Here is a 23276-nt window from a genome sequence, read left to right on the forward strand (position 1 = left end):
CTGGGAACCGGTGCTGTTCCGCACTCCGCGCATGAGCGACGATGGGTGCGCACATCAAACGTAGAGACGACGCCGAGAGAAGGAGGGCTGACCGTCATGGCACAGCAGGTGCAGGGCGTGATCGCGCGATCCAAGGGCGCACCCGTGGCGATCGAGACGATCACGGTGCCGGACCCGGGTCCGGGCGAGGCCGTCGTGAAGATCCAGGCGTGCGGGGTCTGCCACACCGACCTGCACTACCGGGACGGCGGGATCAACGACGACTTCCCGTTCCTGCTCGGCCACGAGGCGGCCGGCGTCGTGGAGTCCGTGGGGGAGGGGGTGAGCGAGGTCGCGCCCGGTGACTTCGTCATCCTCAACTGGCGCGCGGTCTGCGGCCAGTGCCGTGCCTGTCGGCGGGGCCGCCCGGAGTACTGCTTCAACACGCACAACGCGAAGCAGAAGATGACGCTCTCCGACGGCACCGAGCTGTCCCCGGCGCTCGGCATCGGCGCGTTCGCCGAGAAGACCCTCGTCGCCGCGGGCCAGTGCACCAAGGTCGACCCGGCGGCGTCGCCCGCCGCCGCCGGACTGCTCGGCTGCGGCGTGATGGCCGGCATCGGCGCCGCGATCAACACCGGCAAGGTCACCCGGGGCGACTCGGTCGCCGTCATCGGCTGCGGCGGCGTCGGCAACGCCTCCATCGTCGGCGCCCGCCTCGCCGGCGCGGGCACGATCATCGCCGTCGACATCGACGACAGGAAGCTGGAGACGGCCCGCTCGCTCGGCGCCACCCACACCGTGAACTCCCGCTCCACCGACGCGATCGAGGCGGTGCGCCAGCTGACCGGCGGCTTCGGCGCGGACGTCGTCATCGAGGCGGTCGGCCGCCCGGACACCTACGAGCAGGCCTTCTACGCCCGCGACCTGGCGGGCACGGTCGTCCTCGTCGGCGTACCGACCCCCGAGATGAAGATCGAGCTGCCGCTGCTCGACGTGTTCGGCCGCGGCGGCGCGCTCAAGTCGTCCTGGTACGGCGACTGCCTGCCCTCCCGCGACTTCCCGATGCTGATCGAACTGTACCTCCAGGGGCGGCTCGACCTCGACGCGTTCGTCACCGAGACCATCGCCCTGGAGGACGTCGAGAAGGCGTTCGAGCGGATGCACCACGGTGACGTGCTGCGTTCGGTGGTGATGTTCTGATGGCCGCCACCGGCAACAGCGCGCGCATCGAGCACCTCGTCACCTCCGGCACCTTCTCCCTCGACGGCGGCACCTGGGACGTCGACAACAACGTGTGGCTCGTGGGCGACGACGCCGAGGTGCTCGTCATCGACGCGGCGCACGACGCCGACGCCATCGCCGAGGCCGTCGGCGACCGGCGGCTCGTCGCGATCGTGTGCACGCACGCCCACGACGACCACATCGACGCGGCCCCGGCCCTCGCCGCGCGCACGGGCGCGCCCATCCTGCTGCACCCGGCCGACACGGAGCTGTGGAAGCGCACGCACCCGGACCGGGCGCCCGACGGCGAACTCACCGACGGGCAGCGGCTCTCCGTCGCGGGCGTCGAGCTGACGGTGCTGCACACGCCGGGCCACTGCCACGGCGCGGTCAGCCTGTACGCGCCCGCGCTGAACACCGTCTTCACCGGCGACACCCTGTTCCAGGGCGGGCCGGGCGCGACCGGGCGGACGTTCAGCGACTTCCCGACGATCATCGACTCGATCCGGGACCGGCTGCTCACCCTGCCCCCCGGGACCGTCGTGCGCACCGGCCACGGGGACACCACCACGATCGGCGCGGAGGCACCGCAGCTCGACGAATGGATCAAGCGCGGCCACTGAACCGCACACGCGCGCGGCGTCAGGACGGGGCGAGCACCGCCCGTACCGTCTTGCCGCCGCGCCGGTCCGCCGTGACGCTCCAGCGTGCGGCGAGCGCGTGGACCAGGGCGATGCCGCGGCCCGACTCGGCCGTCTCCGACGCCGGGTTGAGGCGGGGCAGGCCCGGCGCCTCGTCGCGCACCTCCACGACGATCTCCCCCGCGTCCATGCGCAGGCTCATCCGGCAGCGCCGCTCGGAGGCCCGGGTCGCGTTGGTGACGAGCTCCGACACGACGAGCTCGGCGTCGGCGGCCGTCCCGTCGGCGTAGTCCGCCAGGAACGCGCGGGTCATGCGGCGCGCCCAGCGGGCGGCGCACGAGCCGTGCGGCATCAGGTACTCCACGCGTGCGGCACGCCGCTCGGCGCTCCGGAACGCACGCATGACGATCACTTCCTCTCCGTCTCCCCGGCCGGGATTGCCTCGGGCTCGCGGTCCTTCGCCGTCCGCTCCGCCAGCGCGTGGTAGCCGTGCCCGATGCGCCGGCCGACGAGGACGTACGCGATCAGGGCGCCCGCCGTGTTGAGGATGACGTCGTCCACGTCGAACGCCCGGCCCCGCACGAGCGCGCCCTGCGCCAGCTCCACGAGCACCATGACGAGCGCGGTCAGCGCCAACACCCGCAGCCACCGCATCCGCCGCGCCACGAGTACCGGCAGGAGCAGCCCGAACGGCGCCCCGAGCAGGAGGTTGCCGCCGATCTGCTTGCACGCGGCCGCGAACGTGTACTGGTCCGCGTACTGCCGCAGCGACGCGCCGGGCCGCAGGTTGGACCCGGCCACCCCGTCGGAGGCCGGGGACGGGGTGAGGGTGAGCCGGGCGAGGACGGCGGAGAACGCGACGAGGGCGAGGAAGGCGACGAGCGCCACCACGACCCGCAGAAGCACCCGCCACCACCGACCCGACCGCGTCCGGTCCGTCTTGCTCATCTGTGCCGTCGCCGATGTCATGGACTCCGGTTGCCCCGGCGGCGCCGGAACACGCCGGGTGACGGTCCGTCAACTCCCGTCGGTGCGCTGGGCGAGCGCGTCCAGGAAGCGGTCGAGGGCGGGGGAGGAGGCGCCGCCCGCGCAGCGCCCCCGGTCGACCTGCGGTATCGACGTCTTGCCCGGGTTCCCGAGGTGCGGCACCCGGTCCTCGATGGCCTCGGTCAGATGGCGTCGGCCGAGGGCCCGTTCGGTGGCGGTGCGGCGAACGTACTCGACGACCGTCACGCCCAGGTGATCCGCGTGGCCGCGCACGGCCTCGTACTCGTCGGGCGTGAAGAGCTCGCGCAACAGCGCAGTTCCGTCCATGCGCGGCATGATGCCGCTCCGGATAGCGGGGCGGGGGCGGACGGCATATTCGCACCCGTTCGCGTGGACTCGGCGCGTACCGGTGGCGGCGGGGTGGACCCCCGTCGCCGATCTCCGTTAAGTTAGGCAAGGCTTACCTAAAGAGCCGGTGAGCCATGGACCTGACTGGAGGTCGGGATGGGTGTCCGACAGATCGCCACCGCCGTGCCCACCACGGCGACCCGCGCACGCTCCGTGCTCGCCGCCGCGTGGACCTGCGGCGTCACCACCGACGTGGGACAGGACGACCTCGTCGGCGCCCACTGCGTCACCGAGGACGGCACCGTGCGCATCGCGCCTCCGCCCGACAGCGTCCTCGCCGCCGCCGTGCTCTGCTCACCGCACGGCCGCCCCAGCGCGCTCCTGGAGTTCGCCGACGCGGCACCCGTCCCCGTACGGGACCGGGTCCGCGCCCGTCTATGGCTCTCCGGCGAACTCGTCCCCGAGGGCCCCGACGGGGCGGAGATGGTGCTGCGCCCCGAGCGCGCCATGCTGCAGACACGCACCGAGCGCCACGTCGTCGACCTCGCGGAGCTCGCCGCGGCGGCGCCCGACCCGCTGGCCCTCGCCGAGCCGCGCCTCCTGACCCACCTCGCGGACGCGCACCCCGAGGCCGTGGAACAGCTCACCCGGCTCATCGCACCCGACAGCCTGCACGGCGTCGTGCGGGTCCAGCCGCTCGCCGTCGACCGGCACGGTCTGACGCTGCGTCTGGAGCGCGCCCGCGGTCAGGCCGACGTACGGATCCCGTTCCACAGCCCCGCCGACGACCTGGCCGCGCTCACCGAGCGCATGCACTGCCTGCTCGCGCAGGCGGTCAGCCGCCGGCGACGCTGACGCGCTCCCGCTCGCGCTCGACGGCGGGTACGGGCCGCTTCGGCTCCGTGCGCCGGAACGCCCATTCCATGCGCGGTTCGACGACGAACCGGAAGACGCGCCGCACCGGGTTCGTGCACAGCACGGTGATGAGCGCGACGGCGACCACGGTCACCGCCACCTCACCGAGCGGGGTGTGCAGCCACTCGTGCTTGTACCAGCCGTCCCAGCGGGCGGCCTTGATGACGAAACCGTGCAGCAGGTACGCGTAGATGGTCCCGGCGCCGAGCGCGGTGAACCACAGCTTGCGCCCCGGCACCCAGGCCAGGAAGCAGGCCGTCAGCGCGAGCGCGAGCAGGAACAGGGCGGGCGTCAGCCACAGCCCGTCCCAGGCGGTCATGCCGTCGCGCCCGACGACGCTGCCCCGGTGGTAGAACCAGCCGGCGTCGAACCGCGGCGCCACCCAGTACGCCGCCACGACCGCGGCCAGGCCCACCGGCAGGGCCACGATCCGCATCCGCCACGTCCGCACCCGCTCGAAGTGCTCGGGCCGCAGCACCAGGCCGACCACGAAGAACGGCAGGAACTGCAGCACCCGCTGGAGCGCCATGTCGCCGCCGGTGTCGGGGGACATCGACACCGCCGTCGCGATCACCAGGGAGACCAGCACCGGCTGACGGATCGCCAGCCACAGCGGCGTCGTGATCCGCCACACGAACAGCGCGAGCAGGAACCACATCAGGTACCAGGGGTCGAGCAGGCTGAAGGGGTACTTCCAGTCGTCCTGCCACCACTTGTAGAAAAGCGTGTAAGCCGTTTCGAACACGACATAGGGGACGACGACCCCGGTCACCAGCCGCTTCAGCCGCCGGGGCGCCATGTCGAAACTTCGGGACATGTACCCCGACACCAGCGCGAACGCCGGCATGTGGAAGGCGTAGACGGTGAGATACAAAGCCGTCACCGCGCGGCTGCCGTACGTCAACGGTTCCCATGCGTGGCCACAGACCACGAGGACGATGGTCAGGAACTTCACGTTGTCGAAGTACGACTCGCGTGCCTTGCCACCACCGGATATCGCTTGCGCTGCTTGCCCTGCCATCGCGCTTCTGCGCCCCTCCTCGAACTCATCACGGGCCCCCGTCTGCCCCGCAGACCGTTCCATGAGTTGAGCCGTGACACAAGCGCCGCCAGGTGACGGTCGTGACACAAGAGGAGGGGCGTACGCGACGCGTCCCCCGGTTCGCGGGTCAGACGGCGGTGTAGCCGCCGTCCACGAGGTGGTAGCTGCCCGCGATGAACGAGGCGCGGTCCGAGAGCAGGAAGGCGATCAACTCGGCGACCTCCTCGGACTGTCCGAGCCGGCCCGCCGGGTGCAGGCCGACGAGAGCGTCGTGGGCAGCCTTGTCCATCTCCTTCAGGAGCGGGGTCTCGATGAAGCCCGGACCCACCGCGTTGACGCGGACGCCCTTCGCCGCGTACTCGGCGCCCGCCGTCTTCGTCAGACCGACGACGCCGTGCTTGGCCGCGACGTACGCGGGGGAGCCCGCGAAGCCGACCGAGCCGAGGATCGAGGCGACGTTCACGATCGCGCCGCCGCCAGCGGCCTCCATGACGGGCAGTTCGTAGCGCATCGAGTAGAAGACGCCGTCGAGGTTGGTGCGGATGACGCGGTCGTACGTGGCGACGTCGTACGCGCCGGTCGGGGCGGAGGCGCCGCCGATCCCCGCATTGTTCACGGCCAGGTCGAGCCCGCCGAAGGTGTCGACGGTGAACTGGACGGCGGCCTCCACGGAGGCGGGGTCGGTCACGTCCACCGCGACGGCGGCGGCCCGGATGCCCTCGCCCTTCAGCGTCTCGGCGGCTTCCTTCGCGCCCTGCTCGTTGTGGTCGGCGATGACGACGGCGGCGCCGTCGCGGCCGAGGCGGCGCGCGGTGGCCAGACCGATGCCGGAGGCGGCACCGGTGACGAGGGCGGTCTTCCCGGCGAACTCGGTGCCGGTGGTGCTGGTGCTGCTGCTGGTGCTTGTGGTGCTCATGGTGCGTGTCACTCTCTGCTTGCGCTGTTCTCGCTGGTGGTGCCGGTGGCGGTCGCCGTCGCTCGGGCGGCCTCCCCGACGAGGGCGTCGTAGGCCGCCGCCACCAGGGCGGCGAGATCCGTGGCGTCCTGGTCCGTGCCGCGCGCCCAGGCGCGCAGCGCGGCGGTCAGTACCCCGGCGGCGGCGCCGACGACGACCCCGGGGCGCGGGTCCCGGGCCGGGTCGACGCCGAGCCGGTCGGCGACGATGCGGACGGACTCCTCCTGGGCGTCGACCCGGATGCGTTCGTACGCGGCGAACAGGGCGGGCTCCTCGTCCACGACGGCGTACAGCTCGCGCAGCCGGGGCCGGTGGTGCCAGCCGGGGCTCTCCCGGTCGGCGAGCCAGTCCGTGACGGCGTTGCGGTACGCGAGCAGCGGGGGCTCGTCCCCGGGGCGGGCGCGCAGCGCCGCGTTGATGCGGGCGCCGTCCGCGCGGGTGAAGTCGAGCGCCGCGTCCTCCTTGCCGGAGAAGTGGCGGCTGAACGTGCGGCGCGTGACGTCCGCCCGCTCGGCGATCGCCTCGACCGTCACGGCCCCGAGCCCCCGCTCGAGGACCAGCTCGACGGCGGCCTCCGCCAGCGCTTCGCGCGTCCGGCGGGCCTTGACCTGTCGGCGGTCCTCCGGGGGCTGGGGGCGGTCGGGAAGGGGCTCGTTCGCCTTCATGCCTTCACGGTACACCCACATGTCCCGGTGGGACATGAGTCCCGGCGGGACATTTCGTGGACGTCGTCGGCTCTAGGCGTGCCAGTGGCCATGCAGCGCGGCGGTGGCGAAGCCGGGGCCGTACGCGACCACCGTGCCGCGGGCCCCCGGAGCGGGCGGCTCCTCGTGCGTGCGCTCCAGGACGCGCAGGACGCTGACGCCGCCCAGGTTGCCCTCGTCGGTGAGGGTGTCGGTGGAGTGCCGGGCGGCGTGCGCGTCGAGGCCCAGGGCCTCCGCCGTGTCGGTGATGATGCGGGGGCTGCCGGGGTGGATCACCGCGAAGTCGGAGCGCCGGTCGCCGAGCCAGTCCAGGAAGGGGGGCAGCGCGTCGCGGGAGGCGGCGCGGCCCTCCTTCGTGGCGTCGAAGTGCAGCCCAGCGGAGGTGATGCGGCCGCCCAGGTGGTCCATGCTGTCCGGCAGGACGTGCTCGTGGCTGTCCTCGATCACGAAGCCGGGGCCGAGGGGCTCGGCGCTGACGACGGCGGCACCGGCCGAGTCGCCGAACAGCGCCTTGTAGATCATCGCGTCGATGCCGGTGTCGCTGTGGTGGTAGACGGCGGAGATCACTTCCGCGGCGACGACCAGGACGGGTTCGGCGGGCCTGGCCGCCGCCATGTCCGCCGCGCGGATCAGGCACTTGGTGCCCCCGGTGCAGGCGAGCGTGGTGTGCGCGAGGGCGCGGGCGGTGGGGCGCATGCCGAGCCGCGTCATGAGGTGCACGTCGAGGTTGGGCACCGACCAGCCGGTGGAGTGCGTCGTGACGATCCCCCCGAGGTCCGCCGCCGCGAGGCCGGCGCCCGCGAGCGCCGCCTCGGCCGCCTCCGCCGCGAGATCCAGCGCGTCCGCGAACGCGGTACGGGCGCGCTCCCCGACCTCGCCCCCGCCCGCCACCGTCGGCGAGGTCAGCGGACGCGTGAAGAACCGGGTCCGCACGCCGCATCCGGCCACCGCCCGGACGGCCGCCGCGAGCCGGGGGTGGTCCGGGTGGTGCGTGCGTATGTCGTCCGCTATCTCGTCCGTGGTCACCTTGTGGGCACCCAGGGCTGTGCGGGGTCGTGACACGTAGACAGGCATGTGGTGGCTCCCACGGTGGCTGGAGGGTGTGGGGGGCCAGGTCAACGTACGTCACCGTGGGCGATGGTTGAAGAGCGGACGTCACCCTGCCTGAAGTGCGGGCATCCGGGGATGCGCGCGCCGGACACCCGGATGGAACACCAGGATCATCAGCCGCGCCCCCGGCGTGGTGAGCGGCTGCGCCGCGCACATCGTCGCCCAGCCGGGGCCCAGGCGGGCGTGGAGGAGCGGGCGTTCGTCACCGTCGGGGTGGATGGCAGAGCCGCCCGCCTCGTAGATCGGCGCCGCCTCCGGGTCGGCCAGGACCTCCTTCTCGATCTGGCGCAGCGTGTCGTCGTCCGGGCGCGCGGCTAGGGCCACCCGCAACTGGGGGAGCAGCAGCGGCGCCCACGCGGTCGCCCAGTCGGTCAGCATGTGCCGGGCGTGCTGGTCCAGGACCATCCAGCGCATCGTGTTCTGCGGGGGCCGCCGGTCGGGGAACAGCTCGGTGAAGGCGTCGTTGCAGGCGAGCAGGTCCCAGGAGGCGTCGGAGACGTAGGCGATGTGGTTGATGCCGTCGACCGCCTCCTGCCAGACGCCGGGCACCTCCTTGCCCGAGGAGAGGTAGAGCGGGCCGGGCGGGTCCTGGAGCAGGGCGTAGCGGCACAGCAGCACCCATTCCTGCTCGTTGAGGCCGAACAGGCGGGCCACGTCGCGGAGCAGGTCCGAGGGCGGGCTCGGGTAGCTCCCCGACTCCAGCCGGTGATACGTCCCGAGGGTGCGGTGCAGCAACTGGTCGACCTGGTGCTGCGACAGGCCGGGCGCGCGCCGGCCCTGGCCCGTGGGGCGGGTGAAGCCGTGGGACTCGGGAGCTATGAGGGCGCGCCGTTCACGGAGCAGGGCGCGGAGCGCCTTCTTGTTCATGGTGGGTAATCCCTCTTCGTACACGCCGAGTTGAGCGTGAGCAGTCTAAATACTCCCATCGCCTTTGGTAATAAACATTGCCCGAAGAAAACGATCAGATGCTCCGCCATGATGAGTGGCGCGGGGTTACCCACCTGCCGGTTTCATCATCTGTGAGCACGTGGACACAGTGATGGGGCACCTGTGCCCGGCCGCTCGAAAATGGCCGAAATTTCCCGGCGTCGGGTAACTCACGAGCCTTCGGGCTGTTCGAGGAAGAGAGTCGGGACCGGGCCACCTAATTTGTTCGATGTGGCCGGAAAATGCGTTGCGACGACGCACGTCCCGCCCTCGTCCGTGAGCGGTCTCCGGGGGTCACTGGCTGCGGTCGGTGCCGTCACTCGCCATTACGTAGCGGCCACGGCACCGGCCGCGCCCGGTTCAGCGCCCTCGCCGTCAGTCCGATGCGCGCAGGGTGCGTACGTAGTCCTCCACCGCCGCGTCCAGGCCGATGTCGTGCTGGGCGCGCTCGGACAGGTACCAGCGGTGTTCGAGGAGCTCGTGGTAGAGCTCGGCCGGGTCGACCGGGGTCGGGATCCGGTCGCGGACCGCGCGCACCGTCGGCCGGAACACATCGCGCACCCACCGGTGGGCGAGGACCTCGGGGCGGGCGTCCTGGGCGTCTTCCTGGGTCGCCATCCAGCTCTCCAGGTCGTTCAGGAGCCGCCGTGCCTGGTTCTCCTCCGCGTCCATGCCGGTGAGGCGCAGGAGCTGGCGCTGGTGGTGGCCCGCGTCGACGACCTTCGGCACGAACGTGACCGTGTCGCCGTGCGGGGAGCGGGAGATCTGCATCTCGGCGACGTCGAACCCGAGGTCGTTCAGGCGGCGGATGCGGCGCTCCATGTAGTGGTGCTTGCCCGCCGGGTAGACGGACGTCCGGGTCAGCTCGCTCCACAGGTTCGCGTAGCGCTGCCCTATCTCGGTACCGAACTCGATCGGATCGATCGAGGGGTGCAGCGCCCCGGACGCCTCCAGGTCGAGCATCTCGCCGCTGATGTTGACGCGGGCCAGCTCGATGTCGTACTCGCGCTGCCCGTCGCTCAGCTTCGGGTGCAGCTCACCGGTCTCGGCGTCCACGAGGTACGCGGCGTACGCGCCCGCGTCGCGCCGGAACAGGGTGTTGGAGAGCGAGCAGTCGCCCCAGGCGAAACCGGCGAGGTGCAGCCGGACCAGGAGCACGGCGAGGGCGTCCATCAGGCGGTGCACGGTCGTCGGACGCATCGTCGTCTCGAACATGGACCGGTAGGGCTGGGAGCCGCCGAGGTGCCGGGTGATCAGGACCGGCTCCAGCGGGGTGCCGTCCGGCTGCTCGCGGCCGGTGACGACGGCCAGCGGGTCGACCGCGGGTATGCCGAGGCGGTCGAGGTCGCGAAGCAGTTCGTACTCGCGCAGCGCGGGCCGCTCCGCCAGCTCCTTCACCGCGACGACCTCGTCACCCGCGCGCGCGTAGCGCACCACGTGCCGCGAGATGCCGCGCGGCAATGGCACGAGGTACTCCTCCGGCCACTCCTCCAGCGGGATGTGCCAGGGCAGGGCGAGCAGGAGCACCGGGTGCTCGGGGTTGGTGGCGCTGATCTGGAGCGGCATGGTCATCAGCGTAAGCGGCCCGCCGCACGCCAGGCTCTCAGTACTGCAGGGAGCGCTCCGCCCCGGCGAGGATCTCCGTGATGCGCAGGCCGAAGCGGGCGTCGCACGGGGCCGGGGTGCCGGTGCGCGCCGACTCGCGCAGCACGTCGATCGCCACGGCGAAGGACTCCGTGGCCGCGCCGCCCGACGGCATGGTGAACGTCCCGGCGGTGCCGCGCAGTTCCACCGCCGTACCGCCGGCCGCCTTGGGCGCCGTCAGGCTCAGCGTCGCCGTGCTGGACGCGCCCGACGCGTGCGCCATCACCATGTGCACGGTGTCGCCCGCGCCGCCCCGCGCCGTCAGCGCCTCCACGTCACCGAGGATCGGAAGCAGCACCGACAGGGCGTGCGGGCCCACGTCCCACAGGGCGCCCCGCTCGGCGCGCCACGGCGTGGAGGCCCGTACCTCGGCGTCGTCACCGGGCGTGTAGAGGCTGCCGTACCAGTCGGCGCGGCCGGTGAACCAGCCGCCCACGGCGGCCTGTTCCGCGATCCACGCGGCGGGGGCGGGGGCATAGCGCAAGGTGCAGAAGACCGCGGTGGCGACCCCCGCCGCGTCCGCGGCCTTCACGACCGCGCGCGCCGCTTCCGGCTCGGTGGCGACGGGCTTGTCGAGCAGCAGGTGGCATCCGGCCGCCGCCGCCCGAGCCGCGAGCGGCGCCTGCACGTCCGGCGGCACGGCGAACGCCACCGCGTCGCACGCCGCGAACAGCGCGTCCACGTCGTCGTACGCGGTCGTGCCGTGCTCGGCGGCGAGTTCGGCGGCGGCCTCCGGGCGGCGCCCCCAGACACCGGCGAACTCCGTGTGCGGATGGGCGGCGAGCGCCGGGGCGTGGGTCCGCCGGGCCCAGGGGCCGGTGCCGACAAGTCCGAGGCGCAACGCGTCAGTCGAGGTCATGACCTGCAGTATTACCCGGACCGGGCTGCAGTATGACCCGGACCGGCCCGCAGTATGACCCGGACCGGCCCGCGGTATTGCCCGGACCGGACGGAACACGCGGACGCGGGGCCGCCCCGCGCGGCGCCACGAGCCCGTGCCGCGCCCCGGTCGAGGGCCGGTCGAGAGGGCGTGCGGGGCACAGACAGCGGGCCACCTGGTGGTGAATACTCATTCACCGGCCGGGTGAATGCCGATTCACCCGCCTGTCCCGTCCCGACGCGCCGGGCCGCCCGCCCGCCGCCCCCGGCAGGAGCCCCATGGACGCCGCACCCGCCCCGATACCGGCCCCGACCCCCGTGCCGCCACCGCACCCGCGCCGACGCCTCACCGTGCCCGTGCTCGCCTTCGGCGGCACCCTCATGGCCGTCATGCAGACCGTCGTCGTCCCGCTCCTGCCCGATCTGCCCCGGCTCACCGGCGCCTCCCCGGCGGCCGTCTCCTGGATGGTCACCGCGACGCTCCTGTCCGGCGCGGTCCTCACCCCGGTGCTCGGCCGGGCGGGCGACATGTACGGCAAGCGCCGCGTCCTCCTGGTCGCGCTCGGCCTGATGACGGTCGGCTCCGTGCTCTGCGCGCTGACCTCGGACATCCGCGTCCTCATCGCGGCCCGCGCCCTGCAAGGCGCCGCCGCGGCCGTCGTCCCGCTGTCCATCAGCATCCTGCGCGACGAACTCCCGCCGCACCGCACCGGCTCCGCCGTCGCCCTGATGAGCTCCACCGTCGGCATCGGCGCCGCCCTCGGCCTGCCGCTGGCCGCGCTGATCGTGCAGTACGCGAACTGGCACGCCATGTTCTGGGCGACCAGCGCCCTCGGCGCCCTCGGCCTCGTGCTCGCCTGGTGGGCGGTGCGCGAATCCCCCGTCAGAGCGCCGGGCCGCTTCGACGCGCTCGGCACCCTCGGCCTGGCCATGGGCCTGATCTGCCTCCTGCTCGGCGTCTCGCAGGGCGGCCAGTGGGGCTGGGGCAGCGCCCGCGTCGTCGGCCTGTTCGGGGGCGCCGCCGTGGTCCTCGCCCTCTGGGCCTGGCACCAACTGCGCACCGCCCGCCCCCTGGTGGACCTGCGCCTCGCCGTGGGCCGCCGCGTCGGCCTGCCGCACGTCGCCGCGCTCTTCACCGGCTTCGCCTTCTACGCCAACTCGCTCGTCACCGCCCAACTCGTGCAGGCCCCCGTCGCCACCGGCTACGGCCTCGGCCTGTCCATCGTCGCGACCGGCCTGGTCATGCTGCCGAGCGGCGTCATCATGCTGCTGTTCTCCCCGGTCTCCGCTCGCGTCTCCGCCGCGCGCGGACCCCGCACCACCCTCGCCGCCGGCGGCGTCGTCCTCGCCCTCGGCTACGCCGTGCGGATCGCCGACAGCACCGACCTGTGGGTGATCCTGGTCGGCGCCGCCGTCGTCTCGACCGGCACGACCCTCGCCTACTCGGCGCTGCCCACGCTGATCCTGCGTGCCGTCCCGCCGCACGCGACCGCCTCCGCGAACGGCGTCAACGTCCTGATGCGCACCATCGGCCAGGCCGTCTCCAGCGCCGCCGTCGCCGCCGTCCTCGTCCACCACACCACGCGCGTGGGCGGCGCCGAGGTCCCCACCCTGTCCGGCTACCAGCTCGCGTTCGCCATGGCGGGTACGGTCGCGCTGGTGGCCACGGCCGTCGCCCTCGCGGTCCCGTCCGACACCGCGCGCGAGGACGCGGGCGCGGCCGTCCCCGTCCCGGCGGCGCCGACGAAGGGAGCGTGAGGCGATGAGCACGGCGTACGCGGGTGAACGGGCGTCCCGCGCGGGGCGCCGCGACGCCGAGGAGACCAAGGCGGCCATCGTCAAGGCCGCCCGGTACCTGCTCGCCCGGCACGCCCACGGCGACATCACGCTCAAGGCGATCGCCGAACGGGCCGGGGTCAGCCCGCCCCTCGTCCTGAAGTACTTCGGCAACAAGGACGCCTTGTTCTCCAGCGTCATGAACTTCGAGGCGGACGTGGAGACCTTCCTCGACGCGCCGCTGGAGGACCTCGGCGCCCATATGGTCCGCCACGTCCTCACCGCCCAGGCCGAACGCGGCGTCGACCCCATCCTGCGCATCGTCTTCGCCCCGCTCCACGGCGCACAGGGCGAGATCCTCCGCGAGAACTTCCGCGCCCAGGTGAGCGGCCGCCTGGCGGACCGCCTCCCCGGCGAGGACGCGGGCCTGCGCGCGGAGCTGGCAGTGGCAATGCTGCTCGGCCTGGGCGCCATGTACGGCATAGCCCGCGGCCCGCATGTGCGGGCCGCGGACGTGGAGGAGGTAGTCAAGCGTTATGCCCCTGCAGTACAAGACACCCTAGGCCCGACTCCCTAGGGGCGCGGGGAACTGCGCGCCCAGCCCCCACTCACCGGCACTGAACGCGCAGCGGCTCGAAACCAACGACGGTCTCGAACCCATCAGCCCAGCGTACGGTCAACTCGCCTCGCTCAACTGCAACATCGGCCACCACCTCGGCGAGCCCAGGCTCCGACTCCCCACCAAGACAGGCCAGAGCCACGAAGACCCCGCTCCCCTCAAGGCCCGCCGAAAGCCGTGGCACCCGCACCCACGACTCGAACGCCGTCCCCTCCGGCGCCCGCACGACGTCCCGCTCGGCCCACCCGTACAACCCCACCAATTCCGAGCGCACCGTCTCCGTAGCCCACCCGGTGAGGGAGACCCGGGCCCCGTGCGGCGCCCCCACGACCCGGTGCACCCGCACCTCATGCCGGCCCCGCGCCACGGTCACGCTCTCCACGCGGAGCCCCGGCACCATCGGCGGCCCCGACGTGAAGACGGGCCGGTGCCAGGACGCGGCCCAGCCCCAGCCGTCCCCGTGCCCCGCGCCGAGCGGGTGGATCCGGCGTCGTACGCTCGCGGCGCCGTCGACCTCCACCGACAGATGGTTGTCGGCGATGTTGGCGCGGGAGGTCGGTCCGGTGTGCGTGGAGTAGGCGTGGCGCCCGTACAGCGGATCGTCCTGCTCCGCGAACTCGCCCTCGTGCGGCCGTACGTGGTCGCTGCCGTGGTTGTGGAGCCGGACGATCCCGTCGTCCCGCGTGGACTGGACGAGCAGTCCGGGCGCGGGCAGCGCGAGCACCCGGTCGGCGCCCTCGACGGGGGCGGCCTCCTCGGTCGCCGTCCACAGCGGAGCGTCCTGCGGGGCGAGGAGGGCGACGAAGCCCTTCGACGCCCAGTACGGCGAGGCGGGCCCCGAGTACGGCTGGAGGGTGGCGGTGTGCGGGCCGTGCCAGCCGAGGCTCAGCAGGCCGTCGTCGGTGACGCCGCCCCGGTCGAGGAAGTAACGCAGGTTGCCGCTGATGAGACGGCGTGAGGCGCCCGGGGACAGCGGTGTGTGGCCGGTGACCGCGCCCGCGCCGACCGCCGCCGACGCGGCGAAGCGGTAGGTGAGCGAGCGCCCGAAGTGGAGCGGCGCGCCGTCCCCGCCGAAGAGGAGGGAGAAGCTCGCCAGGTGCTCGCGCAGGCGGGGGCCGAAGCGGTCGGCGAGCGCCGTGTCGCCCGACAGATGGGCGGCGAGCACCGGGTACAGGTGCAGGGCCCAGCCGTTGTAGTGGTCGAAGGCGCGGCCGTCGCCGTCCGCGTACCAGCCGTCGCCCCGGTACCAGGTCTCCATCAGGTACAGCGCGCGTTCCGTGGCGCGGGCCGTGGCCGCGTCGCCGCGCCCCACCGACTCCAGGAACGACGCCACCATGAAGGGGAACAGGTACCAGTTGTTGGGGGCGGGCGTGTGGTCGACGGCGCCGCGCAGCCAGCTCTCCGCCCGGTCCCGCACGTCGCCGTCGAGCCGGTCCCACAGCCACGGCCTGGTCAGCATCAGGCCGAGCGCCACGGACGCGGACTCGACCATCGGCTGGCCCTGCACATGATGGTCCAGGATCAGCGGCCACGACTCGGCGTCGTCCGCGCCCGGTGTGCGCGTCCCGGCGGCGAGGCCGCTCGCGTACCGCTCCAGGAGGTGGTGCGGGTCCTTGCCGTCGGCGCCCGCGATCCGGAAGCCGGCCGCCAGGAACGTACGCGCGTAGCCTTCGAGGCCGTCCGAGCGGACCCCGGAGGCGGAGGGGCGGCCCGGCAGGTCGAGGAGGGCGCCCTCGGGGGTGGCCCAGCGCCAGGCGGCGGTGAGCAGCCCGTCGGCGACGGCCTCCCAGTGGGCGCGGGTGTAACCGGTGTACGGGCTCAGCGCCCGGTCCTCCTCGGGGAGTGCGAAGGGGAGGGGCTTGCCACCAGGAACGCTCATGCGAGGAACGCCAGCCTTTCGCGTCGTACGGGGTGGGCGAAACCGTCGCCCGCGGCCCAGCGCGCCACCTCGCCGATCGCCGTGTCGGCGAGCCGCTCCCACTCGCTGCCCTGCGAGCCGGCGAGGTGCGGGGTGATGAGCGCGTTGGGGCAGTCCCACAGCGGGTGGTCGGCGGGCAGCACCTCGGGGTCGGTGACGTCGAGGACCGCCCGGATGCGGCCCGCGCGGACCATGTCGGTGAGCGCGTCCTGGTCGACGACGGCGCCGCGCGAGGTGTTGATGAGGGTGGCGCCGGGCCGCATGGAGGCGAGCAGGTCGCGGCTGACGAGGCCGCGCGTGGCGGGGAGCAGCGGCGTGTGCAGACTGACCAGGTCGCTGCGGGTGAACAGGTCGGGCAGTGGCACCCACTCCACACCCAGTTCGGCGGCCTCCGCCTCGGTGACGTACGGGTCGTGGAGCAGGACCTCGTAGTCGAAGGGGCGCAGGAGTTCGATGACGCGACGGCCGATCAGCGACGCCGAAAGCAGGCCGACGGTGCGGCGGTAGTTGCCGACCTCGTGCGGGGTGAGCAGCCAGGTGTCGCGGGCGCGGTCCCGACGGTAGTCGCGGGCGCGCTCCAGGACGTGCTTGCCGTGCAGGAGGAGCATGGCGAGGGTGTACTCGGCGACGGGCAGCGCGTTGGCGGCCGCCGCCGAGGTGACCTGGATGCCCCGCTCCCAGCAGGCGTCGGTGACGTGCCCGCGCACCGAACCGGCCGAGTGCACCACGGCCTTCAGCCTCGGTGCGGCGGCCAGGACGTGCGCGTCGAGGCGTGGGCAGCCCCAGCCGGTGACCAGGACCTCCACGTCGGCGAGGATCTCCCTCGCCCGTACGGTCGTCAGGTCGTCCAGGGCGGGCGGCGGTGCCAGGTCGCAGACGGCGCGGAGCGCGGCCATGGACCGCGGCGTGAAGACGGCCGCCGCGGCCTGGGGGGACATGGCCAGCGCCACGCGGGGCTCGCTCACTTGACCGCCCCCGCCGTGAGGCCGGAGCGCCAGAAGCGCTGGAGGAGGACGAACGCGAGAATGAGGGGGAGGACCGCGAGGAGCGAACCCATGATCACCACCGGGTAGTACTCGGGAGAGACGGACGCCTGACTGTTCCACTGGTACAGGCCCAGACTGACCGGATAGAGGTCCTGGTCCGACAGCATCACCATCGGCAGGAAGAAGTTGTTCCAGATCGCGGTCAGCTGGAAGAGGAAGACCGTGATCAGGCCGGGCCCGAGCATGCGCAGGGCGACCTTGACGTACGTGGTCAGCTCGCCGGCGCCGTCGACCCGCGCCGCCTCCAGGACCTCGTTCGGCACGTACCCCTGCGCGAAGATCCGGCCGAGATACACGCCGAACGGGTTGAACAGGACCGGGACGAAGACCGACCAGAAGGTGTTGACGACGCCGGTCGCGGACGCGATCAGGTACAGCGGCAGCGCGAGCACCGTCTGCGGCACCATCACGGCGGCCAGGACGAGGCCGAACAGCTTCTCCTTGTGCCGGAAGTCGTACTTGTCGAAGGCGTACCCGCAGGCGACGCTGATCAGCGCGCCGAGCGCGGCGCCGAGGACGGCGTACAGGAGGCTGTTGCCGTACCAGCGGCTGTAGAGGCCGCCGTCCATGGCGAACAGGTCCTTGACGTTCCGCACGAGGGAGAAGTCGCTGAAGGACAGGATGTTGCTGCTGAACAGGGCGTCGCGGGACTTCGACGAGGCGAGGACCAGCCAGAGCACCGGCAGCAGGGTGTAGAGGACGGAGAGCGTGACGACGACGTTGACGGTGGCCCGGCCGAGCAGGCGCGGGCGCAGCAGGGCGGGGTTCGCGGGCGCGGCGGTGCTCATCGGGCGTTCTCCTCGGCCGAGTCGACGCGGTTGGTCCAGCGGGTGACGCCGTAGGAGAGGGCCATCGTCAGGAGCAGGAGGATCACCGAGGCGGCAGCCGCGAGGGAGTAGTTGGTGCGGTTGAACGCCGCGTCGTAGATGTACATGCTCGGCGAGAACCGCGAGTTGATCATCTGTGAGGACTGGTGGAGCAGCATCGGTTCGGTGAACAGTTGCAGCGCCCAGATCAGCGTGAACATCGCGACCATGACGATGGAGGAGCGCACCAGCGGCGCCTTCACCTGGAGCGCGGTGCGCACCGGACCGGCGCCGTCCACCACGGACGCCTCCAGTACCTCGCGCGGGACCGCCTGCAAGGCCGCGTAGAAGACGACCATGTTGTAGCCGAGATTGCTCCACAGGGCGATGTTGACGATCGACGGCAAGGTGGTGTGCAGACCGAGGAAGTCGACCGTGATGTCGGCCTTGCCGAGCACGTCGATGATCGGGCTGATGCCGGGCGTGTAGAGGTACAGCCAGATCAGCGAGGCGATGATGCCGGGCACGGCGTGCGGCAGGAACAGGCCCAACTGGGCCGTGGCCCGCAGCCGTACGACACCCGAGTCCAGCAGCAGCGCGAGCGCGAGCGAGCCGATCACCATCAGCGGGATGTAGAGCACGCAGTACAGCGCGACCGTGCCGAGGCCGGACAGGAACGTCGGGTCGGTGAGCACGGCGGCGTACGAGCGGAGCCCGACGAAGACCGTGCGCTCCGCGCCGAAGCCGAGGCCCGGCTGGTCGTCGCTGAAGAAGCTCAGCCACACCGCCGTGCCGACGGGGATCAGGAAGACCAGGACGAGGAGGGCGAAGAACGGCGCCATGAGGACGCCCGCGGCGCCCCCTCGGCGGCGTCCGGCCGCCCGGTGCGCCTTGCGCCCCGCGGCGTCGGCGCTGCGCTGCGGCGCGGGCGTCGCGGCGGGGACGTGGGTGGTCGCGGTCACGGGTTCCACCTGCCTTTCGGAGTGCGGGCGCTCACGTGGAGTGCTGGGTCGTGGCGAGGCCGAGCGCCTTCAGGTCCGGCATCGTGCCGTCCTGGGCGGCGCGCACGGAGGACAGCACGGTGCCCGAACCGGCGCCCGCGCGCGCGAAGGCGTCCTGCATGACCGAGGCGGTCGCGGACATGCGCGGGCCCCACACCCAGCCGTCGTCGATCTTCCGCGCCTCCTGCTCGAACAGCGTGTAGATGTCCTGGCCGCCGTAGTACGAGCGGTCGAACGCGGCGCGGCCGACCTCGATCAGCCGGGTCGCGGCCGGGTACTGGCTGCTCGCACCGCTGGAGAGCCGGGCCCGCAGGGCGTCCGGGTGGGAGACCTGCCACTCGATGAACTCCATGGCGGCCTCGGGGTGCCTGCTGTCCTTGGTCACCGCGAACGTCGAGCCGCCGTGGGTACCGAGCGACGGCTTGTCCGGGGTCCACTGGGGGAGCGGGGCGATGCGCCACTTGCCCTTCTGCTCGGGGCGCGCGTTCATCTGCGCGCCCGCGTCCCACGCGCCGCTGAGCCGGGTCAGGACCAGGCTGTTGCCGATCTGCGCGTCGTAGACGCGGGCCGTGGAGGAGTTGACGTGGACCAGGTCCTCGTCGATGAGGCGCTGCCAGTACGCGGCCACCTTGCGGGTCGGCGCGTCCGCCATCGAGACGTTCCACGCGCCCTGCGACGTGTCGAACCACCGCGCCCCCGCCTGCCAGGACCAGGCGGCGAACTGCGTCATGCCGTCCGTGGGGAACGTGCCGATCCTGCGGCCCCCGCCCGTGCGCCGGATCTTCCGCGCGAGCTCGGCGTACGCGTCCCAGGTGGCCGGCACCTCGAAGCCGTAGTGGTCGAACAGGTCCGCGCGGTAGTGCATCACCATCGGCTCTATGTCGAGCGGCACGCTGTACGTGCGCTTCTCGAACGTCGTCTGCGCGAGCGACTGGGGCAGCAGCTTGGCCCGCAGGCCGTCGCTGATCAGCGCGGTGATGTCCCGGGTGACGCCGTCGATGGCGAAGCCCGGGAGCTGGGGGTACTCGATGGTGGCGACATCGGGGGCGTTGCCCGCCCGCGCCGCGTTGCTGAGCTTCAGATACCCGCCCTGCCCGCCGGCGGGGACCTGCTGGAAGTCGACCCGGATGTGGTCGTGGGTCCTGTTGAACGCGTCGACCACTTCCTGGCTGCCGCGCAGCGCGGACCAGAACGTGATCGTGGTCGTGCCCTTGGTGCTCGTGGTACCGGACTTGCTGTTGCTCCCGGACGGCGCGCTGTCGTTCCCGCCGCAGGCGCTCAGGGCGCCCGTCAGCGGCAGCGCGGTGATCGCGGCGAGCACGGATCGACGGCTCTGTCGACCAGGCATGGGCGCCTCCCGCGGCTCCTGCGTGTTCGAGTCACGGGAATCCTGATCGGCTGAGCGGTCACGGTCAATAGAGCGATCAGAGGAAAATGAAACGGTCAAACGCTCATGTGGTGGCCCGAGTTGTGGGCGCGGCGGGCGTGGCCGGGGCCCGGGTCGAGCCGCGGACCTCCAGGGTGGGCAGCAGCTCCACCCGCCGCACCGGGCCGCCGGAGCGCCCCCGCGCCGGGTCACCGAGCCTGCGCAGCAACAGCTCGGCGGCGGCCCGGCCCACGTCCGCCTTCGGCGGCGACACGGCCGTCAGGGGCGTGCTGCCGAGCGCCGCGACCACATCGTCGTACGCGATCACCGAGCAGTCCTCCGGGACCCGTACACCGTTGTCGCGCAACGTCTGCACCAGCATCAGCGCGTCCACGTCACCGTGGAGCACGGCGGCCGTGGCGCCCAACTCGCTCAGCAGCTCCGGAAGTCGTACGGGCTCCTCCGGGTGCTCCGCCCCGGCGTCCGCCGCGCCCGCCGAGCTGAGCGCGATCGCCCACTTGTCGACGCCCGAGTGGCCGGCCGCGATCTCGGCGAACGCCGTGCGCAGGGCGCGGGCCGTCGGGCTGTCGTCGCGCGCGGCGAGGACGATACGGCGGTGACCGAGGCCCGTCAGGTGCGCGACGGCGAGATGGATGCCGTACCAGTGGTCCGTGCAGACCGTGTCCACGGCGTGCAGCGCGCTGCCCCGCCGCGGCCTGCGCTCCATCACCACGGCGGGCACCTCGACCCGGGCCAGCCAGGCGTAGTCCGCCTCCTCGGCGGCGCGGGTGAGCCAGCGCGGCGCGACCAGCAGCCCGCGTGCGCCCTCCGCCAACGCCCGCTCCACGAGGGACTGCTCGGCGCCGGGGGCGCTCGGCGCTATGTGCAGTGCGATCCGCACACCGGCCTCCTCGAAGGCGGTGCGGGCGCCGTGCAGCGCCTCGTTCAGGTAGGCGTGGCGCTCGGGCACGACGAGCGCGACCGGGCCGCCGTCCGCCTGGGGCGGCCCGGCCGGCGCGGGCACGGCGGGCCGCTCGGTCTCGGGCAGCACCGGGCGGGCCACGCCGTGGCCGCGCCGCAGTCTGCCCTCGCGGGCCAGCTCCTCCACGTCGCGGCGCAGCGTCACGACCGACACCTCCAGTTCGGCGGCGAGGTCGCTGACCCGGGTCGCGCCGCGCGACTGCACGACGGCGAGGATCCGCTGCCGCCTGAGTTCGACTGGTTCGCGCATGCTGGGGCTCCCTCACGGCCGCTGTTCGTTTGAGCGCTTCCGTGAGCGCTTCGGCCGCAGCATAGCCAGCGGGCGCGGGGCGGGGTCAGTCCTTGGCGGGGTGCGGTTCCGGCGGGAGGCGGTCGAGGGTGATGCCGAAGTGCTGGTCGTAGGCGTCGCGCACCGCGGCGTCCGTGGGCAGCTCGGTGCGGGTGCGCTCCGCGCCGACCGTCGTGGTGAGCGTATGACCGCTGAGCGTGATCCGTCCTTCCTCGGTCAGCCGTGAACAGACCAGGGAGCGGGTGAAGTGGGAGGCGGGGGAGGTGCAGTGGTACCAGGCGCCCGCCTCGAAGTCCCGCAGCGCGCGCGGGCGCCGGTCGAGGAGGTACTGCGGCTGCCCGTCCCGCAGCACGAGCAGATCGCCTTCGGCGGCGTCCTCCAGGCGGAAGACGCCGCCGGGGTCGGCCTGGTCCCCGCGCTCGTCGAACCGCAGCGGGTGGTGCGTGTGCGTGCCGAAACCGATGTCGGCCAGCCAGTCGCCGCCCTCGCTGTCGCGCACGCGCAGCGCGAGGTGGTCGTACGGGATGCCGAACCGGCCTCCCTCGCCCGCCGCGCGCGCCTGCAACAGCGTCACCTCGAAGCCGAGGGCGTCGAGCAGGGCGCCGAACGCGCCGTTGAGCTCGTAGCAGAAGCCGCCGCGCCGCCGGTCGACCAGCTTGGCGACGAGCGCGTCCGCGTCGAGCGCGATGTCCTCCTCCAAGTGCACGGAGAGGTTCTCGAACGGCACGGTGCGCAGGTGGGCCAGGTGCAGGGCGCGCAACGCCTCGCCGGTCGGCGCGGCGGGGCGCTCCGCGCCGATGCGGGCCAAGTAGGCGTCGGTGCGCGAAGTGTCCAGGTGAGGCATGGGATCAGTCTCCTCGGGATGCTGTCACCGCCGCCCGCCGGACCGGCGGGCGGCGGACACGGTTGCCGACGAGCGCCCCGGCCCGAGGGCCCGTCAACCCTGGGCCGGGCCGCGCGGTCCGGGGCCTATTGCGCATGCGATTCGAGGCCCAGGTCGTAGATCCGCTCAAGGAGCCACGCCTCATTGCCCGCGAGCCCCGCTCTGCTCAGCGCCTCGTCGGCCTCCGCGATGGGCACGGCGAGCACCGACGCGGTGGCAGGGGGCTCGGTGCCGGAGAGCGCGGCGCGTGCGGTGTGCAGCAGCCGCAGGCAGGCCTGTGCCGCCGCCAGCTCGTGGTTCCTCGTCGGCCTGCGGCCCTGCTGATCGAAGTCCCTGGTCCCATTCATGGTTCCCACTCTTGCGCACGGGTCTGACAATCCGTCTCCAAGCGGGCAGGGCTAGCCTCGTGTACGCCCACGGATCACCTGGCCGGGGCGTGTGCGGAGGCTCTACGGGCCAACATCCGGAAAGGAGGGATCCGCTTTTGTCGTCGCTCGCGGTACCCCTGTTCGACCCCGCGGCGGGCCAAGGCGTGCGGCAGCTCGCCGAATTGGGTCTGGCGCTCGTCCTGTCCACCCTGATCGGTGCGGAGCGCGCCGTTCAGCAGAAAAGCGCGGGGCTGCGCACGCACACCCTCGTCGGGGTGGGCAGCGCCCTGTTCATGGAGGTGTCGCAGCACGGGTTCAACTCCGTGCTCGCGTTGGAGGGCGTGTCGTTCGACCCCTCCCGTGTCGCCGCGCAGATCGTCTCCGGCATCGGCTTCATCGGCGGCGGGCTCATTTTCGTACGACGCGACGCCGTACGGGGCCTCACCACCGCCGCGACGGTCTGGCTGACCTGCGCCATAGGGATGGCCTGCGGCGGCGGCCTGCCCCTGCTCGCCCTCGCCGCGACCGCCTGCCACTTCCTCGTCGTCCGGGGCTACCCCTACGTGACCCGGCGCGTCCCCGCCCTGGCCACCGAACGCCGCTCCGGACTGCACCTCGCCTACCGGGTCGGCAGCAGCGTCCTGACCCGCGTCCTCGAACAGTGCACGAGCCGCGGCTTCCGCGTCGTGGAGCTGCGCACCGACCGCACCGACTGGGACGACACCCCCGAACGCCCCGGCACGATGGCCGTCCGCATGGAGATCGAGGGCACGGCGAACGTCCCCGAACTGGTCGCAGCCCTGGCCGAGCTGGACGGGGTCCTTGACGTGACCTCCATGGAGTCGGCGACGACGGACGAGTAGCCCCG

24 protein-coding genes are annotated in these 23276 nt (G+C 72.7%); 6 read left to right on the forward strand and 18 right to left on the reverse strand.

Features of this window, described 5'->3' with window-relative positions:
• Window positions 1-96: 96 nt before the first annotated feature.
• Both ABZ877_RS16485 and ABZ877_RS16490 read left to right on the forward strand, forming a co-directional pair.
• Entirely contained in the window at window positions 97-1182 is a 1086-nt protein-coding gene (locus tag ABZ877_RS16485; RefSeq protein ID WP_361070782.1) for an S-(hydroxymethyl)mycothiol dehydrogenase, read from the forward strand.
• Window positions 1182-1826 (forward strand): MBL fold metallo-hydrolase, encoded by a 645-nt coding sequence (locus ABZ877_RS16490; protein WP_361070785.1) that lies wholly within the window; start codon window positions 1182-1184, stop codon window positions 1824-1826. Before ABZ877_RS16485 ends, ABZ877_RS16490 begins: the two co-directional genes overlap by 1 nt.
• Window positions 1827-1845: 19 nt before the next feature.
• Here ABZ877_RS16490 and ABZ877_RS16495 read toward each other — a convergent pair whose 3' ends face one another.
• From ABZ877_RS16495 to ABZ877_RS16505, 3 genes are read right to left on the reverse strand one after another with little or no spacing between them, the layout of a single operon-like run.
• The gene (locus ABZ877_RS16495) at window positions 1846-2247 is read right to left on the reverse strand and encodes an ATP-binding protein (RefSeq protein ID WP_361070788.1); all 402 of its coding nucleotides are present in this window, start codon (window positions 2245-2247) and stop codon (window positions 1846-1848) included.
• 5 nt (window positions 2248-2252) lie between these two features.
• Window positions 2253-2813, reverse strand: a complete 561-nt coding sequence (locus tag ABZ877_RS16500) for a VanZ family protein (RefSeq protein WP_361070791.1) — start codon at window positions 2811-2813, stop codon at window positions 2253-2255.
• 48 nt (window positions 2814-2861) lie between these two features.
• The gene (locus ABZ877_RS16505; RefSeq protein WP_361070794.1) at window positions 2862-3158 is read right to left on the reverse strand and encodes a hypothetical protein; all 297 of its coding nucleotides are present in this window, start codon (window positions 3156-3158) and stop codon (window positions 2862-2864) included.
• A 177-nt stretch (window positions 3159-3335) separates the two neighbouring features.
• Here ABZ877_RS16505 and ABZ877_RS16510 point away from each other — a divergent pair, with 177 nt between their 5' ends.
• Window positions 3336-4034 carry a DUF2470 domain-containing protein gene (locus ABZ877_RS16510; protein WP_361070797.1) on the forward strand — a complete coding sequence of 233 codons (699 nt, stop codon included), beginning with the start codon at window positions 3336-3338 and terminating at the stop codon, window positions 4032-4034.
• On the opposite strand, the gene ABZ877_RS16515 is transcribed toward ABZ877_RS16510, so the two are convergent.
• The 7 genes from ABZ877_RS16515 to ABZ877_RS16545 all read right to left on the reverse strand — a co-directional run bounded on the left by ABZ877_RS16515 (window position 4015) and on the right by ABZ877_RS16545 (window position 11335).
• Window positions 4015-5115, reverse strand: coding sequence for an acyltransferase family protein (locus ABZ877_RS16515; RefSeq protein ID WP_361070800.1), 1101 nt, complete (start codon window positions 5113-5115; stop codon window positions 4015-4017). The genes ABZ877_RS16510 and ABZ877_RS16515 overlap by 20 nt on opposite strands.
• Window positions 5116-5263: 148 nt before the next feature.
• Window positions 5264-6052 (reverse strand): SDR family NAD(P)-dependent oxidoreductase, encoded by a 789-nt coding sequence (locus ABZ877_RS16520; RefSeq protein ID WP_361070803.1) that lies wholly within the window; start codon window positions 6050-6052, stop codon window positions 5264-5266.
• 8 nt (window positions 6053-6060) lie between these two features.
• Entirely contained in the window at window positions 6061-6756 is a 696-nt protein-coding gene (locus ABZ877_RS16525; protein ID WP_361070806.1) for a helix-turn-helix domain-containing protein, read from the reverse strand.
• A gap of 72 nt (window positions 6757-6828) precedes the next feature.
• On the reverse strand, window positions 6829-7821 hold the full coding sequence (locus tag ABZ877_RS16530) for a PhlD (RefSeq protein ID WP_361070809.1): 993 nt from the start codon (window positions 7819-7821) through the stop codon (window positions 6829-6831).
• Window positions 7822-7950: 129 nt separating this feature from the next.
• Window positions 7951-8772, reverse strand: a complete 822-nt coding sequence (locus ABZ877_RS16535; protein ID WP_361070812.1) for a helix-turn-helix domain-containing protein — start codon at window positions 8770-8772, stop codon at window positions 7951-7953.
• Between the two features lie 435 nt (window positions 8773-9207).
• The gene (locus tag ABZ877_RS16540; protein ID WP_361070815.1) at window positions 9208-10398 is read right to left on the reverse strand and encodes a DUF4032 domain-containing protein; all 1191 of its coding nucleotides are present in this window, start codon (window positions 10396-10398) and stop codon (window positions 9208-9210) included.
• A 37-nt stretch (window positions 10399-10435) separates the two neighbouring features.
• Entirely contained in the window at window positions 10436-11335 is a 900-nt protein-coding gene (locus ABZ877_RS16545) for a Gfo/Idh/MocA family oxidoreductase (protein ID WP_361070818.1), read from the reverse strand.
• A gap of 299 nt (window positions 11336-11634) precedes the next feature.
• Between ABZ877_RS16545 and ABZ877_RS16550 the strand changes: the two genes are divergently transcribed.
• Both ABZ877_RS16550 and ABZ877_RS16555 read left to right on the forward strand, forming a co-directional pair.
• On the forward strand, window positions 11635-13113 hold the full coding sequence (locus tag ABZ877_RS16550; protein WP_361070821.1) for an MFS transporter: 1479 nt from the start codon (window positions 11635-11637) through the stop codon (window positions 13111-13113).
• A gap of 4 nt (window positions 13114-13117) precedes the next feature.
• Complete coding sequence (locus ABZ877_RS16555) at window positions 13118-13708, forward strand: TetR family transcriptional regulator (RefSeq protein ID WP_361070824.1); 591 nt, start codon at window positions 13118-13120, stop codon at window positions 13706-13708.
• A gap of 31 nt (window positions 13709-13739) precedes the next feature.
• On the opposite strand, the gene ABZ877_RS16560 is transcribed toward ABZ877_RS16555, so the two are convergent.
• From ABZ877_RS16560 to ABZ877_RS16595, 8 genes are all read right to left on the reverse strand, one after another.
• A complete protein-coding gene (locus tag ABZ877_RS16560; protein WP_361070826.1) occupies window positions 13740-15629 on the reverse strand; it encodes a DUF2264 domain-containing protein in 1890 nt (629 codons plus the stop codon).
• On the reverse strand, window positions 15626-16606 hold the full coding sequence (locus ABZ877_RS16565) for a hydroxyacid dehydrogenase (RefSeq protein WP_361071093.1): 981 nt from the start codon (window positions 16604-16606) through the stop codon (window positions 15626-15628). Before ABZ877_RS16565 ends, ABZ877_RS16560 begins: the two co-directional genes overlap by 4 nt.
• 23 nt (window positions 16607-16629) lie before the next feature.
• Window positions 16630-17502, reverse strand: a complete 873-nt coding sequence (locus ABZ877_RS16570; protein WP_361070829.1) for a carbohydrate ABC transporter permease — start codon at window positions 17500-17502, stop codon at window positions 16630-16632.
• Complete coding sequence (locus ABZ877_RS16575; protein ID WP_361070832.1) at window positions 17499-18482, reverse strand: sugar ABC transporter permease; 984 nt, start codon at window positions 18480-18482, stop codon at window positions 17499-17501. The genes ABZ877_RS16570 and ABZ877_RS16575 overlap by 4 nt, the downstream gene beginning before the upstream one ends.
• 31 nt (window positions 18483-18513) lie before the next feature.
• Window positions 18514-19869 carry an extracellular solute-binding protein gene (locus tag ABZ877_RS16580; protein WP_361070835.1) on the reverse strand — a complete coding sequence of 452 codons (1356 nt, stop codon included), beginning with the start codon at window positions 19867-19869 and terminating at the stop codon, window positions 18514-18516.
• A 103-nt stretch (window positions 19870-19972) separates the two neighbouring features.
• The gene (locus tag ABZ877_RS16585) at window positions 19973-21118 is read right to left on the reverse strand and encodes a substrate-binding domain-containing protein (protein ID WP_361070838.1); all 1146 of its coding nucleotides are present in this window, start codon (window positions 21116-21118) and stop codon (window positions 19973-19975) included.
• Between the two features lie 85 nt (window positions 21119-21203).
• Entirely contained in the window at window positions 21204-22001 is a 798-nt protein-coding gene (locus tag ABZ877_RS16590; protein WP_361070841.1) for an arylamine N-acetyltransferase, read from the reverse strand.
• Window positions 22002-22126: 125 nt separating this feature from the next.
• Window positions 22127-22387, reverse strand: coding sequence for a hypothetical protein (locus ABZ877_RS16595; RefSeq protein ID WP_361070844.1), 261 nt, complete (start codon window positions 22385-22387; stop codon window positions 22127-22129).
• 137 nt (window positions 22388-22524) lie between these two features.
• Between ABZ877_RS16595 and ABZ877_RS16600 the strand changes: the two genes are divergently transcribed.
• Entirely contained in the window at window positions 22525-23271 is a 747-nt protein-coding gene (locus tag ABZ877_RS16600) for an MgtC/SapB family protein (protein WP_361070847.1), read from the forward strand.
• The last annotated feature ends 5 nt before the right edge of the window (window positions 23272-23276 follow it).

This window comes from Streptomyces sp. NPDC046939 (assembly GCF_040644575.1).
In the GTDB taxonomy this organism is placed as follows: domain Bacteria; phylum Actinomycetota; class Actinomycetes; order Streptomycetales; family Streptomycetaceae; genus Streptomyces.